This window comes from Campylobacter sp. US55, from assembly GCF_004378955.1.
Lineage (GTDB): Bacteria > Campylobacterota > Campylobacteria > Campylobacterales > Campylobacteraceae > Campylobacter_D > Campylobacter_D jejuni.
Map to the genome: position 1 here is coordinate 86,855 of NZ_RYYF01000007.1, position 13,965 is coordinate 100,819.

General features: G+C 27.4%; 13 protein-coding genes. 8 read left to right on the forward strand and 5 right to left on the reverse strand.

Annotation, left to right across the window (positions count from 1 at the left end; all coding sequences use genetic code 11):
* Positions 1–283, forward strand: a 283-nt coding sequence (locus tag ELQ07_RS08330) for a flagellin (RefSeq protein ID WP_087695104.1), incomplete at its 5' end; no start/stop codon positions are given.
* 27 nt (positions 284–310) lie between these two features.
* Here the strand turns inward: ELQ07_RS08330 and ELQ07_RS06080 are convergent.
* Genes ELQ07_RS06080 through pseI form a run of 4 tightly spaced genes read right to left on the reverse strand, consistent with a single transcriptional unit; the run spans position 311 to position 7,064 of the window.
* Positions 311–2,212 (reverse strand): motility associated factor glycosyltransferase family protein, encoded by a 1,902-nt coding sequence (locus ELQ07_RS06080; RefSeq protein ID WP_134224887.1) that lies wholly within the window; start codon positions 2,210–2,212, stop codon positions 311–313.
* On the reverse strand, positions 2,202–4,163 hold the full coding sequence (locus ELQ07_RS06085) for a motility associated factor glycosyltransferase family protein (protein WP_134224888.1): 1,962 nt from the start codon (positions 4,161–4,163) through the stop codon (positions 2,202–2,204). Before ELQ07_RS06085 ends, ELQ07_RS06080 begins: the two co-directional genes overlap by 11 nt.
* A 13-nt stretch (positions 4,164–4,176) precedes the next feature.
* Positions 4,177–6,036, reverse strand: a complete 1,860-nt coding sequence (locus ELQ07_RS06090) for a motility associated factor glycosyltransferase family protein (protein WP_134224889.1) — start codon at positions 6,034–6,036, stop codon at positions 4,177–4,179.
* Positions 6,033–7,064 carry a pseudaminic acid synthase gene (gene pseI, locus ELQ07_RS06095; RefSeq protein ID WP_134224890.1) on the reverse strand — a complete coding sequence of 344 codons (1,032 nt, stop codon included), beginning with the start codon at positions 7,062–7,064 and terminating at the stop codon, positions 6,033–6,035. Before pseI ends, ELQ07_RS06090 begins: the two co-directional genes overlap by 4 nt.
* A gap of 77 nt (positions 7,065–7,141) precedes the next feature.
* Here pseI and ELQ07_RS06100 point away from each other — a divergent pair, with 77 nt between their 5' ends.
* From ELQ07_RS06100 to ELQ07_RS06130, 7 genes are read left to right on the forward strand one after another with little or no spacing between them, the layout of a single operon-like run.
* Positions 7,142–8,155: a DegT/DnrJ/EryC1/StrS family aminotransferase gene (locus ELQ07_RS06100; protein WP_161565371.1), complete on the forward strand. Its 1,014-nt coding sequence runs from the start codon at positions 7,142–7,144 to the stop codon at positions 8,153–8,155.
* 12 nt (positions 8,156–8,167) lie between these two features.
* On the forward strand, positions 8,168–8,827 hold the full coding sequence (locus ELQ07_RS06105) for a class I SAM-dependent methyltransferase (RefSeq protein ID WP_134224891.1): 660 nt from the start codon (positions 8,168–8,170) through the stop codon (positions 8,825–8,827).
* Between the two features lie 11 nt (positions 8,828–8,838).
* Entirely contained in the window at positions 8,839–9,531 is a 693-nt protein-coding gene (locus ELQ07_RS06110) for a CDP-alcohol phosphatidyltransferase family protein (RefSeq protein ID WP_070298115.1), read from the forward strand.
* Positions 9,518–10,528 (forward strand): radical SAM protein, encoded by a 1,011-nt coding sequence (locus ELQ07_RS06115; RefSeq protein WP_070248369.1) that lies wholly within the window; start codon positions 9,518–9,520, stop codon positions 10,526–10,528. Before ELQ07_RS06110 ends, ELQ07_RS06115 begins: the two co-directional genes overlap by 14 nt.
* 5 nt (positions 10,529–10,533) lie before the next feature.
* Complete coding sequence (gene aepX, locus ELQ07_RS06120) at positions 10,534–11,844, forward strand: phosphoenolpyruvate mutase (protein WP_052858199.1); 1,311 nt, start codon at positions 10,534–10,536, stop codon at positions 11,842–11,844.
* Complete coding sequence (aepY, locus tag ELQ07_RS06125; protein ID WP_070248372.1) at positions 11,841–12,932, forward strand: phosphonopyruvate decarboxylase; 1,092 nt, start codon at positions 11,841–11,843, stop codon at positions 12,930–12,932. The genes aepX and aepY overlap by 4 nt, the downstream gene beginning before the upstream one ends.
* Positions 12,917–13,414, forward strand: a complete 498-nt coding sequence (locus ELQ07_RS06130; RefSeq protein WP_070248374.1) for an adenylyl-sulfate kinase — start codon at positions 12,917–12,919, stop codon at positions 13,412–13,414. The genes aepY and ELQ07_RS06130 overlap by 16 nt, the downstream gene beginning before the upstream one ends.
* On the opposite strand, the gene ELQ07_RS06135 is transcribed toward ELQ07_RS06130, so the two are convergent.
* Positions 13,400–13,965, reverse strand: a 566-nt coding sequence (locus ELQ07_RS06135) for an ATP-grasp domain-containing protein (protein WP_134224894.1), incomplete at its 5' end; no start/stop codon positions are given. The two genes, ELQ07_RS06130 and ELQ07_RS06135, sit on opposite strands and share 15 nt — an antisense overlap.

Genomic DNA, 13,965 nt, shown 5'->3' on the forward strand with positions numbered 1-13,965 from the left:
TAAAGGTGCTATGGCTGTGATGGATATCGCTGAAACTGCTATAACCAATCTTGATCAAATCAGAGCTGATATAGGTTCAGTGCAAAATCAACTCCAAGTTACTATAAATAACATTACCGTAACTCAGGTTAATGTAAAAGCAGCTGAATCAACCATAAGAGATGTAGACTTTGCAAGTGAGAGTGCAAATTTTTCTAAGTACAACATCCTTGCACAATCAGGCTCATACGCTATGAGTCAAGCTAATGCTGTGCAACAAAATGTCTTAAAACTTTTACAATAATCTTTCTAAAGAGCAAAATTTTGCTCTTTAGATTAGATTTCTTTTTTCAAGTTTGTCTTGTAAAGGAATGATAGCTTTTTTTAAGATAATATTTTGAGTATTTACAAGATCATAGATATTTTCTATCAAAGATTCATGAGCATAAAGCCAAGCAAAAAGTTTGTTTTGTTTTTCACTTTCATTTGTAAAATTTTGAGTGTATAGAGGAGTTAGTAAACTTTCTTCGTGATATAAAGTAGGTCCTAAAATTTCATATAAAAAATTATAGCGTTTTAAATCTAAACGAGTTTTAAATTTATCTAAATTTTGATTGATTTGATCTAGGGTGAGCTTAGACTTTCCTTTTTTTAATGAAGCTAATTGATTTTTAACTTTTTTGCATTCTTTTAAAAAAGTTTGAGTTAAGCTCATTTGTTTTTTGATATTTTTATAGGCTTTTAGCATTAATTCATTTCTTTGTTTTTTTGAAAGTTTAGGAATTTTAGCAAAAGGCTTTTTTAAATCTTTTTTAGGTAGAGTTTTGCATATTTCTTCAAACGATTTTTCTATGGCTCCTTCTATCCTAGCTCCTCCTTCGGTGCAATTATAAGTTTTTATTGTTTCTTTATTTTTCTTTATGCTATTTTCAAAAATTTCTCTAAATATAGTCCAAATTTCAGAGCTTTGAACTGTTCCTTCTCCTCCATAAGCTATAGTTGTGTATTTGTTAAAATCTCTTTGATGATGTCCATCGTGGAGTTTTTCATGGACAAAGCCTTTTGAATGAGAGCTCCCATCTTTTGCATAAGCTAGATCTTGTCCTATTAAAATGATGTTTTTATAGTTTAGATTGATAGCTAGTTCATAGTTCATGTGGGCTACGCTTAGTCCACCACCTATATATCCAAATTCTTTAAGGTCTATTGAGCTAGCAAAAGGCAAAAATCTTGTTGCTAAGATATAGGATCTTTTGTTTTTTTCAAGATAAGAAAGGGTTTTTTTATGCACTAAAGAAGCTACTATAAAAATAATATCTTTATCAAAATTACCAAAATCATTATTAAAACATTCAGCTACTATTTCATCACGCTCCATCATGCAGACATAATCAGGTTTTATATCATGTTTTGCTAAAATAAGATAAGCGCTATCAGCGCAAAAAATAGTTGCTTTGTTTGCATACTGTTTAAGTAAAGGAAGCTGTTTTTCAAGACTAGGTCCTGTAGAAACTATGATGGCTGCATTTTCATTTTTGGTATTTTTTCTTTTTTGAAGTAAGGTTTTATAACTTGGATGGTTGATCATTTTAGGGATATTTTGGACAAATTGTTCTATACCTTGCATAGCATCTTTTGGGTCAGTTCCATGTCTTAAGCTTATGTTTTTAATAGCTTTTAAATTTAAAGTATTTACCTTTAATATATCTTCTTTGTAGTTTTTTTTATAAAAAATAGAATGTAAATGCAAATTGTAAGTTTTAAAAAAACGATTAATTTCCTTTAAAGAAAATATACTATCTGCTTTAGTATAGCTCATGTAAGATGTGTAGATTAAGATCAACCTCCCTTTTCTTAAATCTTCACTAAAATCTAGTAAATTTAAAACTATAAAAATAATTTCAATTTCTTTTTCAAAAACAACAATTCTTTTATGATTTTCATTTTGAAGTAAGGCTTTGTATAAAATTCCATTTCCAAGACCGTAAAAAAATAAAGCTGGATGTCTTTTATAATCTTTGAAAAATTCAATTTTTTCCTCTAGTTCTTTTAAAGGATTTTTATAAATGGTTTTTAGATTTCTTTTTTGAATGATATTGATATCTAAATTATCTTTTCCAAAAGTATAAGAAAATTCTCTAAGTTCTTTTATTTGAACTAATTTTTCTTTAAGTTCATTATATTCTTTGCCACTTATAGCTTTTATGTTTTTATCAAAAATTTCATTTTGCATTTTTTATTTTCCTTTTGTATTTTTCTAAATTTCTTTGCATTAATTCATTTTCTAAAGGAGTGATATTTTCTATCAAAGCTTTTTCTTGAGCTTTGATATGTTCATAAACCATATTAAAAAATTCTATATGTTCTTTCACCCATAGTAAAGATTTGTTATAAGAATCTTCTGGGATTTTTGGATTTAAAACATAAATCCTTGCTAAGTTAAGTTCAAATTGAGTTAAAAGAGGGTCTAAAATTTCATAAAGATCTAGCATATTTTTTTCATCTTCAAGTTTGATTTTGATTTTATCGATTTCTTGCATGAGATAATCAAGTATTTTTTTACCTTCATTTAAATTTGAGATTAAATTAAGATTTGAAAAACTTTCTAAGATGTGATTATAAGATTTTAAAAGTTCTTGTGAAAAATCTTTGCAATGTTTTATGCTTTTACATATTTTATAATAACTTTTTAATAAAATTTCATCTTGTTTATCTTTGCTTAAAGTTTCTACTTTAGGAAAAGGCTTTTTAAGATCTTCTTTAAGCAAAGTTTCACAAACTTCTTTAAAAGGTTTTTCTATAGCCCCTTCTATCCTAGCTCCACCTTCAGTGCAGTTGTAAGTAGTGCAGAGTTTTAATTGTTTTGTTTGCAATATATGTTTTTCTAAGGTATGACGAAATAGATTCCACACTTCTTTAGTATAAACCATCTTTTTTCCACCATAGGCTAGAGTTTTTAAATGGTAAGTGATTTTATTTTTATCTACGGCATCATAATTTCCATAAATATGTTCACTTGGATGAGAGCTTCCATCTTCTGCATAAGCAAGATCTTGTCCTATGAAGATAATATTTTTATGTTTTAAAAACACGGCTAATCCATGAGCTATATTAGCTACGCTATGTCCTTCAACTAAATCGCCAAATGAATCAAGCTGTAAATATTTCATCAAATATGTTTTACGATAAGATAACATAAAATTTCTATTATTATTTTCCAAATTTTTTATAGTTTGAGGATGGGTTAAGTGAGTTGTGATAAATAAAATATCTTTATCAAAATCACCAAAATTATTATCAAAAAATTTAGAAGTTGATAAAATTCTTTCTAAAGATAAAACATAATCAGGTTTTATACCATGTTTTGCTAAAATAGGATATGAGGCATCAGCTGCTATGATGGTTGCTTTATCGGTATATTGTTTAAGAGTATCTAATTGTTTAGAAAGACTAGGTCCTGTTGAAACGATAATGGCTGTATCGCTAAGATTTGCTCTTTGTTTGAGTAAATTTTGATAAGGAGTGTGGGTTAGCATGATGGGAAGATTGTGAATACATTGTTTAATCCCTTGTGCAGCATCTTTTGGAAGATTACCGTGTTTTAATATAACATTTTTGAAATTTTTCATAAGATTGTTATTTAAATTTAATATTTCTTCTTGATCTTTTTCATAGTAATTGCTACTAAGCTCTAAAAAATAAGTTCTAGAAAAACTAAAAAAAGGATTGCTTGAGCATAAGTCATAATAATCTTGAAATTCTAAGGAATTAACATCAAAAATTAAAAGTTTATTTTCTTTTAATTCTTGTGAAAAATCTAAAAGATGAAAGATAATTTTAATGATTTCTAATTCTTTTTCAAAAACAACTATATGTTGGTGATTTTTATTCTTTAAAAGTGCTTTAAATAAAATTCCATTTCCAAAACCATAAAAATAAAGTACAGGATATAAAAGATATTTTTCATTATAGGTTTTTAACATAATATCAAGTTCTTTTATCGAATCTTGATAGAGAAAAGTATGATTTTTAGTATCTTTTAGGTTGATATCTAAGTTATCTTTGCCCAAGATAAGCTCATAATGAGTGATTGATAATTCTTTTAATTTTTCTTTTAAGGTGGGATTATTTAGCGAATCTAGATTTTTATTAAAAAGTATGGTTTGATTTTTATTGAATTTCATAAGCCTCCTTTTTTTATTTTACTAAAATATCGTCATTTTTGTATTTTTTTAAAGCTTCTTTTATGATTTGGTTTTGAGTATTTAAATACTCAAAGCTTTGTATCCACCATTTTTCTTGACTGGTTAAAAAGTCTTTAATTTTTTCGTTTTGTTCTAGATCATTTAAAACTTCGTAATGAACAATTTCGCATTCATTATGATAATATATAGCTTGAGTGAGCTCATTGAAAAGTTTTAATCTTTTAAAATCCTTAAAAAAAATTAAAAGGTTTTGCTTAATTTTTATTAGAGCTTGTAAATTAAGTTGAGATTTACTAAGTTCAAAGTCAAGTTTTTTTAGTTCATTTTGACATTTTTTTATAAATTTTTCACTTTGTTCGACATTTTTAATTAGCAGTTTTTGAGTTTGTAAAAATTTATTTTTTATCTCATTGTTTTCTAAAATTTTAGGTTTGTCAAAAGGTTTTTCAAGATCTTCTTTAAGCAAGGTTTCGCACACTTCTTTAAAAGGTCTTTCTATAGTCCCTTCTATCCTAGCACCCCCTTCGGTACAATTATAGGTGTTGATTTTTAATTTTTCTTTTGCCCAAAAAATATCTTTTTCAAATGCTTGTCGGAACAAGTTCCAAGTGAGTTGAGTTCTTACTTGTTTTTCTCCTCCATAAGCAAGCGTATAAACTTCACCGCGTATTTTCTCTCCTTCATTTCCATAGATATGCTCTCTTGGATGAGAGCTTCCATCTTCTGCGTAAGCTAAGTCTTGACCTATTAAAATGATATTTTCATGCCTTAGACTTGCAGCTAGTTCATAAGCCATATTTGCAACACTTGCTCCAACTCCAATATAACCAAATTCTTTAAGATTTAAAGATACTGCAAAGTGCAAAGGACGATGTGCTAGCATATATTCTCTATTATTTCTTTCAAGAAATTCAATAACTTCTTTATGAACCACCGAAGCTAGGATAAACAAAATTCCTTTATCAAATTCTTTAAAATCATTATCAAAACACTTAGAAACTATATCATCTCTTTCTAACATGCAAACATAATCAGGTTTTATATCATGTTTTGCTAAAATAGGATAAGCACTATCAGCACAAAATATAGTGGCTTTATTTGCATACTTTTTTAGTAAAGGCAATTGTTTGATTAAGCTAGGTCCTGTTGAAACAATGATGGCGTTTTTAATTTTTTGTTTTCTTTCTTTTAAAAAATTTTGAAAAATTCCATGGTTTAAAAGTTTGGGAAGATTATTAAGCATGTGTTTGATACCGATAATAGAATCATAAGGATCATTTCCTTTAGCTAAAACGATAAAGCGAATATTTTCAATAAGCTTTTTGTTAAGTTCTTGTATTTGATGGGCATAGAATTTAAGATAAAAATCGCTATGTACAAAAAGATTAAAAATTTTCACACTTTTTTGTATGTATTCATACATAAAAAGTGTTGTAAGTTGTGCAGTAGTGATATTTGGAGTATGAAAAAGTATTAATTTTTCATTTTTTAATTCTTTACTAAAATCAAAAAGATGTAAAGCTAGGGCTAAAATTTCTAGCTCATCTTCAAAAACGATGATGTGTTTATGGTTTTTATTTTCACATAAGGCTTTGTAAAACATACCATTTCCAAAACCATAGAAAAATAATACTGGATATTTTTTATACTTATTTTGAAAAAGAGTTAAATTTTCTAAAAGCTCTTGCTCGGGATTTTTATAAAGCGTGATATTATCTTTTATAAAATTGATTCCATTTTCATTTTGCAGTATTTTAAAATCATTTTTTTCTAAAGCACGTAATTTATACGCTAAAATTTGATCAACTTCAAATAAAGCTTGAGTGTTTTTTAAAAAAAGATTTTGATTCATCTAAAATCACTTTCTTTTAATGCATCGCCAAATTCTATATCTTTACTAGCCTTTTTTCCTAAAAGTTCTTGATAAAATTTAGGATGTAGTCCAAAAGAAGGACGTACCGATTTTACATTTTCTTTGCTGAAAATTTCACCTTTTTTGATATTCTTACTTGCATATAAACTTCTTGCAAAAACACGGTTTTTAAACACCTTTTCATCTAAATCTAACTTACCATCACCTAAAGCACTTTCAGCCTGTCTAACTGCATCTACCATAGCTTTAAATTCATCAAAATCAAGACTAAATTTGCTGTCTTCACTTTCTATGTTTTTATCTAACATAAAATGCTTTTCTATCACTCTAGCACCCAAGCTTACTGCTATAATAGGAGCTAAAGATCCAAAACTATGATCACTTAGTCCCACTTCAACATTAAATTTTTCTTTTAAACTTACTATGCCTTTTAAATTCATATCTTCTATGGCGGCAGGATAAGCAGAAGTGCATTTTAAAAAAATCAAGTTAGGATTTTTTTCTTCTTTAAAAATTTCACAGATTTTAAAAAGTTCTTCTTCTGTAGCAATGCCTGTTGAAATGATAGTAGGTTTTTTTTCTTTGGCGATTAAACGCACGAAATTTTCATCATTGGCTTCAAAAGAAGCGATTTTATAAGCTATAGGATCAAAGCGTTTTAGAAATTCTAAATCTTCTTTAGCAAAGGGGCTTGAAAAACAAAGTATGCCTTCATTTTGTGCGGTTTCAAAGATTTGAGAATGCCACTCATAAGGAGTTTTTGCACTTTCGTAAAGCTCATAAAGTTTTCTTTTATCCCAAAGCCCACCCTTGATGATAAAATCTTCTTTGTCGCTATTTAGCGTAAGACTATCTGCAGTGTAAGTTTGGATTTTTATCGCATCAGCACCTGCTTTTTTGGCTGCTTTTATGCTTTTAAGTGCCATTTCAAGACTTCCTGCGTGATTTGCACTCAGTTCTGCGATGATAAAAACTTTTTTATCGGTGTTGAAATTTCCTATTTGCATGTTTTAATTCCTAAAATATTATAAAAATTAAACTAAATATCGGTAAAATTATACAATTTTTTATTTAAGGGTTGGATTTGTGTGAAATAGAAAAACTTCTTTCTTTTAAATTTAATCATGAAAATCTCCTCTATACAGGATCTGGAACGAGTGCTTTGTATTTGATTTTTTCTTATTTAAAAAAACAAGGAAAAAGTAAAATTGCTATTCCTTCTCTTGTGTGCCCTCAGGTTTCTTGTGCAGCATTTAAGGCTGGTTGTGAGCTTGTTTTTATCGATGTTTCTTTATGTAGTTATACTTTAGATTATGAAAGTTGTGTTGCTTTATATGCAAAATATTCCTATGATGCTTTAGTTTTGGTTCATCTTTATGGACATTTTTGTGATGAGAGAATTTGGAAGTTTTGTTTGGAAAATGATATTTTTATTATAGAAGATTGTGCGCAAACTTATAAGATAGATTTTAGGGCTCATGCAAGTATTTTAAGTTTTGGTCATACTAAATTTTTGGAAAATAATTCATGGGGGGGGGTAATTTTTGTTTACTCTAAAGAAATTTTACAGGATTTATATATAATGAATGAGCACTTAGAATTTAAGGATTTTAAAATATTTTTTGAAGAATATAGACAAAAATATTATGCTTTGGATTCTAAAGATTTACATTATTTTTCTAAGCTAAAATCTTTGCTTTTGGATTATACTTTGGTTTTTAAAGCACAAAATTATGGAAATTTAAAAACTAAACTTAATAATCTAGAAATGATTTGTAAAAATCGTAGAGAAAAAATGCAAATTTATCAAGAAAATTTAGTTCATCGAGATATTATTCATCCTAAATTAAGTCATAACTGTATTTCTTGGCGTTATACTTTTAGATATTTAGGAGATAGGGAAAAACTGCTTGAAAGATTGCGTTTATTGAGAATTGATTGTTCTTCTTGGTATATTCCTTCTCATCGGATTTTTCAAAGTAAGATTTTAAAAAATGCTGAAATTTTATCTCATCAATTGATCAATTTATGGCTTGATGAAAAAATAAGCAAGAAAGAAATTTTTAAAAATGTCGATATAATTATGCAAAATTTATAAAAAAGGTAAAATATGATTCAGCAAAAATGGCACGAATTGCATACAGATAAAAGACATCAACCGCGTTACCCTAGTAATGATTTAGTAAGTTTTGTTTTTAGAAATTTTAAATCAGGAGATAAAATTTTAGATTTAGGGTGTGGTGCAGGAAGGCATGTTAAATTTTTAGCAGAAAATGGCTTTAAAGCTTTTGGGGTAGATTACTCAGAAAATGGAATTAAAGCCGCTCAAGAGCTTTTAAAAACATACAATCTTCAAGCAGATTTAAAAGTTTCAAGTGTAAATGATATTCCTTATGAAGATGAAAGTTTTGATGGTTTGCTTTGTTATGGGGTGCTTTATTACAATTCTAAAGAGGTGATAGAAAAAGCAGCTAAAGAAATTTATAGAGTTCTTAAAAAGGGTTCTATGGCCTATGTTGCTGTAAGAAATATGGATGATTATCGTTATAAAAATAATGAGAAAAAGTCAAAATATGAAGTTATTATTCAAGAAAGTGATAAGAATAGATCTGCAAGCTGTGAAGATGGCATGCAAATGTATTTTTTTGATAAAGATGAAGTGCAAAGGATTTTTAAGGATTTTAAAAATATAGAGATTAATCGTTTAAAAACAAGTTATGCAAATGATAGTTTTGCAGATGAAAGCTTTTTGATAATCTTGAAAAAATAAGGTTTATTTTGATGAATTTAGATGAGAGATTAAAAAAAAGACAAAGAAATGAAGTAAAAAGTATGTACATAATAGAGTATTTTTATAGAATTATTCTTGCACGTAGATATTTGCCATTTTTGGCCAAGATAAATATACATCCTATTGCTATTACTGCATTAAATACTATTATTTTCCCTATTACTTTATATTTTTTATATTTTGAGTATTTTTTAGTGAGTGCAATTTTAATTCAAATATATGCTTTAATTGATCATACGGATGGTATGCTTGCACGATATACAAATAAGCAAACTTATATAGGTTCAAGACTTGATCGTTTTAATGATAATGTATTTTTTAATGCAATTTTTATTTTTATAGCATTAGGTGCTAATTTATCTTTATATCTAGCTTTTATGACTATAATTTGTATGAATATTCATAATGCATTTGGAATGTTTTATTTTTCAAAAAAGCTTAGGTCTTTAAAGAAAATTAGAAGATTTGGAATTAAAAAATGGTTTCTTGATAGAAATTTTATTTTAGGTATAGATTGTTCTTTAATGTTGACCTTGGTTAGCTTATTTTTAATTATTGATGAAGTATTTTTGTTATTTTATGTTGTATCGTTTTTATATTTGTTGGATGTTATATATCGTTTTATAGAATTAAAAAGGAATCAAAATTTAGATTTTAAGGAGAAATGCAATGGGAGAAATTAAAGCAGAATCTACTTCAGCAGGAAGAGTTGTAAATAATTCAAAAAAAGATATTGATGCAATTTTTGCAAAGTATTATGGACAAAAATGGTTAGATTATAGAAAAAAATGGTCAGATGCATCTAAACAGATTTTGAATGATTTTCCTTTATTTGTTCGTTTTGAAAATCAATTTAAATGTAATGCCAGATGTATTATGTGTGTTCATGGTCATGCAGACTTAAGGAATGATTATTATTATAATGGATATTTGCCAATTGAAACTTTTAAAAGACTTGTTGATGAGTGTGATGCATATAAATGTCCTTCTGTCGGTATGTCTCAGACTAATGAACCACTTTTAGATCCTGATATTATAGAAAGAATTTGCTATGTTAGTAAAAAAGACAGCATAATGGATATTCATTTTAATACCAACGCTTCACTTCTAGATGAAGAAATGAGTAAAAAACTGCTTGATACTAAGATTACAAGAATGAATTTTAGTATTGATGCTTTTACAGAGGAAACTTATAAAAAAATTAGGCTAGGATTAAACTTTAAAAATGTTGTTAGAAATATAGAGAATTTTTTAAATCTTAAGGCTAAAATGGGTCAAGAATTGCCTATTGTAAGAGTAAGTTTTCTTTTGCAAGAAAAAAATAAACATGAACTTGAAGACTTTAAAAATTATTGGGTAGATAAAGTTGATTATGTTTCCGTTCAGCGTTATGTTCCAATTTCTCCATTTGATGATGAAAGAAGTATCGCTATTTCAGATGCCCCTATAGCAGGTAAACAGTGCTGTTCTTATCCTTTTGAATCTCTATTTATTCATGGAGATGGGCTTGTAGTTCCTTGTGCAAGTCATCGTGCTAAACATATTGCTGTAGGTAATATTAATACAGATAATATTTATAATATATGGCATTCTCAAGCTATGGAAGATTTGAGAGAGGCACATAGAAATGGTGATTTAAGTAAAACAAAATTATGTGATACATGTTTATTTAAAGGATAATCAAAATGAACAAAAAGTTAGTTTATGTACCTATGGCTGCAGATATTATTCATCCAGGTCATTTAAATATAATTAAAGAGGCTCAAAAGCTTGGTTATGTTATGATAGGTTTATTTTCAGATCAAGCTATTGCAAGTTATAAAAGAGTGCCTTTTATGAATTTTGAACAGCGCAAACAACTTATAGAATCTATAAAAGGTGTTGATGAAGTTGTTATTCAAAATGAAAAAGATTATGACAATAATTTATTAAAATACAAACCTGATTTTATGGTTCATGGTAGTGATTGGAATGAGGGTCCATTAAATTCTTCAAGAAAAAAAGCTATTGATTTAATGAAAACTTGGGGAGGAAAGGTTATAGAACCGCAATATACTCCAAATATTTCTTCTACAAAACTTAATAAAAATTTAAAGCAATTTGGAATTTTACCTCAAAATAGATTAGGTTCTTTAAGAAAATGTATGAATGCTAAAAGTCTTATAAGGGGTATAGAATCACATAGTGGAATTAGTGCATTAGCTATTGAAAATACATTTTACAAAGATGAAAATGGGATTAATCAAGAGTTTGATTTTTTATGGCTTAGTTCATTAACTGATTCGAGCTCTAAAGGAAAACCTGATATAGAATTTGTAGATTTAACTTCAAGAATAGCTACAGTCAATGATATTTTAGAGGTATCAACAAAACCAATAATTTATGATGGTGATACAGGATCTCAAATTCCACATTTTACATTTATGGTAAAACGATTAGAAAGACTTGGTGTGAGTGCAGTGGTTATTGAGGATAAAATTGGCTTAAAGAAAAACTCTCTTTGCGAAGGTAATGATATAAAACATACTCAAGATTCTATTGAAAATTTTTGTTTAAAAATTCAAGCTGGAAAAAAAGCACAACTTAGTGAAGAATTTATGATTATTGCAAGAATTGAAAGTCTTATTTTAAATCAAGGTATGAATGATGCGATTTCAAGAGCTAGAGCTTATATTGATGCTGGAGCTGATGGTATTATGATTCATTCTCGAAAAAAAGATGGATGCGAAATTATAGAATTTTGCAAAAAATATAATACTTTTAAAGATAGAAAACCATTGATGGTTGTTCCTACAAATTATCCATCACTTGGTGAAAAGAAGTTGCAAGAAGCTGGAGTTAATATTGTAGTATATGCTAATCAATTATTAAGATCTGCATATACAGCAATGCAAAATACTGCTTTGTCTATTCTTAAAAATAAAAGTTCGGTTGAAGCGGATAAAGATTATATTTCTGCTTTGGATTTAATTAATTTAATTAAAGGTAATGAATGATTGATTCTGAAAAATTTGCTTCATTTTTACAGGATCGTTTTTCTTTTATAGCTGGTGTTCCAGATAGTCTTTTAAAATACATAAATCAAGCGTTGGAAGAAAAATTAAGAGAAAATTTTCATATTTGTGCTAATGAAGGACAAGCTGTAGCGTTTGGAATTGCATATAATTTAGCTACATCGAAAATACCCTTGATATATATGCAAAATTCAGGTATAGGTCATGCTTTAAATCCACTTTTATCTCTTGCAGATAAGACGGTGTATCAAATTCCTTTAATTTTATTTATAGGATTAAGAGGAGGAATAGACGATGAGCCCCAGCATTTAAAACATGGGGAAATAAGTGAAAAAATTTTAAAGATTTGCAGTATAAAAACTTTGTATTTATCTCAGAATATTACTACCGCAAAAAGACAAATAAATAAGGCAATTGAACAAAGTTTTAACGATAAAAAAATTATTGCTTTTTTGATCAAAAAAAATACTTTTAGTAAATACTCTAACAATGGTATAAAAAATAACAATTTTGCTATTCTTAGAGAGGAAGCTATTGCTTTAATTCAGGATATTTTTCAAGATTCAAAATTTGTTACTACGACAGGCATGATTTCGAGAGAATGTTATGAACTAAGAAAAAATAAAAATCAAACACATGAAAATGATTTTTTGGTAGTAGGTTCTATGGGACATGCCAATTCTTTAGCTTTTATTTTATCTAGATATAGTAAAAAACATATTGTTTGTTTGGATGGAGATGGAGCATTAATTATGCATATGGGCGGAATTTTAAATTTTAAAGGTGCTAGTTTTTTGCATATTGTTTTTAATAATGAAATGCATGATAGTGTTGGAGGGCAAAGAACTCATATATCGAATACAAATTTAAAAAAAATGTTAAAAATTTGTGGGTATGATTATAGTTATTCTGTCGCCACAATTACGCAACTTAAAAGAATACTCAAGAATATTAAAAAGCAAAAAGGTTTGATATTTTTAGAAATAAAAGTTAAACGTCAGACGCGTGATAACTTAGGTCGTCCTAAAAATTTATTACATTTAAAGGAGATTTTTTGTCGGGAGTTTTAGTTTATATTACGGGATTAAGTGGAAGTGGTAAAACAACTTTGGCAAAAGAATTACAAAAAGAATTAATACTGCAAAATATTTATCCCATATTGCTAGATGGCGATGAATTGAGGGCTTGTATAAATAATGCTAATTATGATATTAAGAATCGCATGGAAATGGCAATGTTTTATGTAAAAATTGCCAAAATGCTATATAATCAAGGTTTTATAGTGATTTTATCCACAATTTCTATGTTTGATTCGATAAGGGAATTTAATAGAAATTGTTTTCAAAATTATTTAGAAATTTTTTTAGATGTTTCTTTTGAGATAAGAAAAAAAAGAGATAGTAAAAATTTTTTTAAAAACAAGATGGAAAACATGGCAGGTATTGATCAAATTTTAGAATTACCCAAAAAAAGTCATATTGTTTTAAAAGATGATTTTGATATTAATAATGCAAAAATATTAATTATAAATAAAATATTAAATTTTGTTTAGTAAAAATACATTTATATCTTCATTTAATTTCATTTTAATATAATAATAACCTTTAGAATCCATCAGCGATGAGGAATAATCAAAATTTTCTATATTGTTAAAATGAATTTTTTCTTTAATGAGAAATTCAGGATATAGTGATTTTATTTTTTTATAAAATAAATAATCTTCTTTGGTAAAAATCATTTTAACCAGACAAAAATTTTCAGCTTTTGTATTTATTTTTTTCAACTCTTGTTTTAAAGAACTTTGAATTAAGAGTTGTAAATAATCAATGCCATAAGAATGATATACTAATACATCACGCCAACCCCCCATTCTACTTGCGATTTCTATAATCTTAACTATATTGTTATGAAGTTTAATCTCTATATGTGAAGCTCCAAAATTAATTTTAAAAGCATTTAGAACTTTAATAATTTCATTTTGAATAATTTTTTTTTCATGATGAGTTATCCTAGCAGGAATCAAATGTTGTGTTTCTAAAAAATCATTTGCAAATTCGCCTTCTCGTAAATATTCTTCTGTGATAGCTATAATTTGATGTTTAC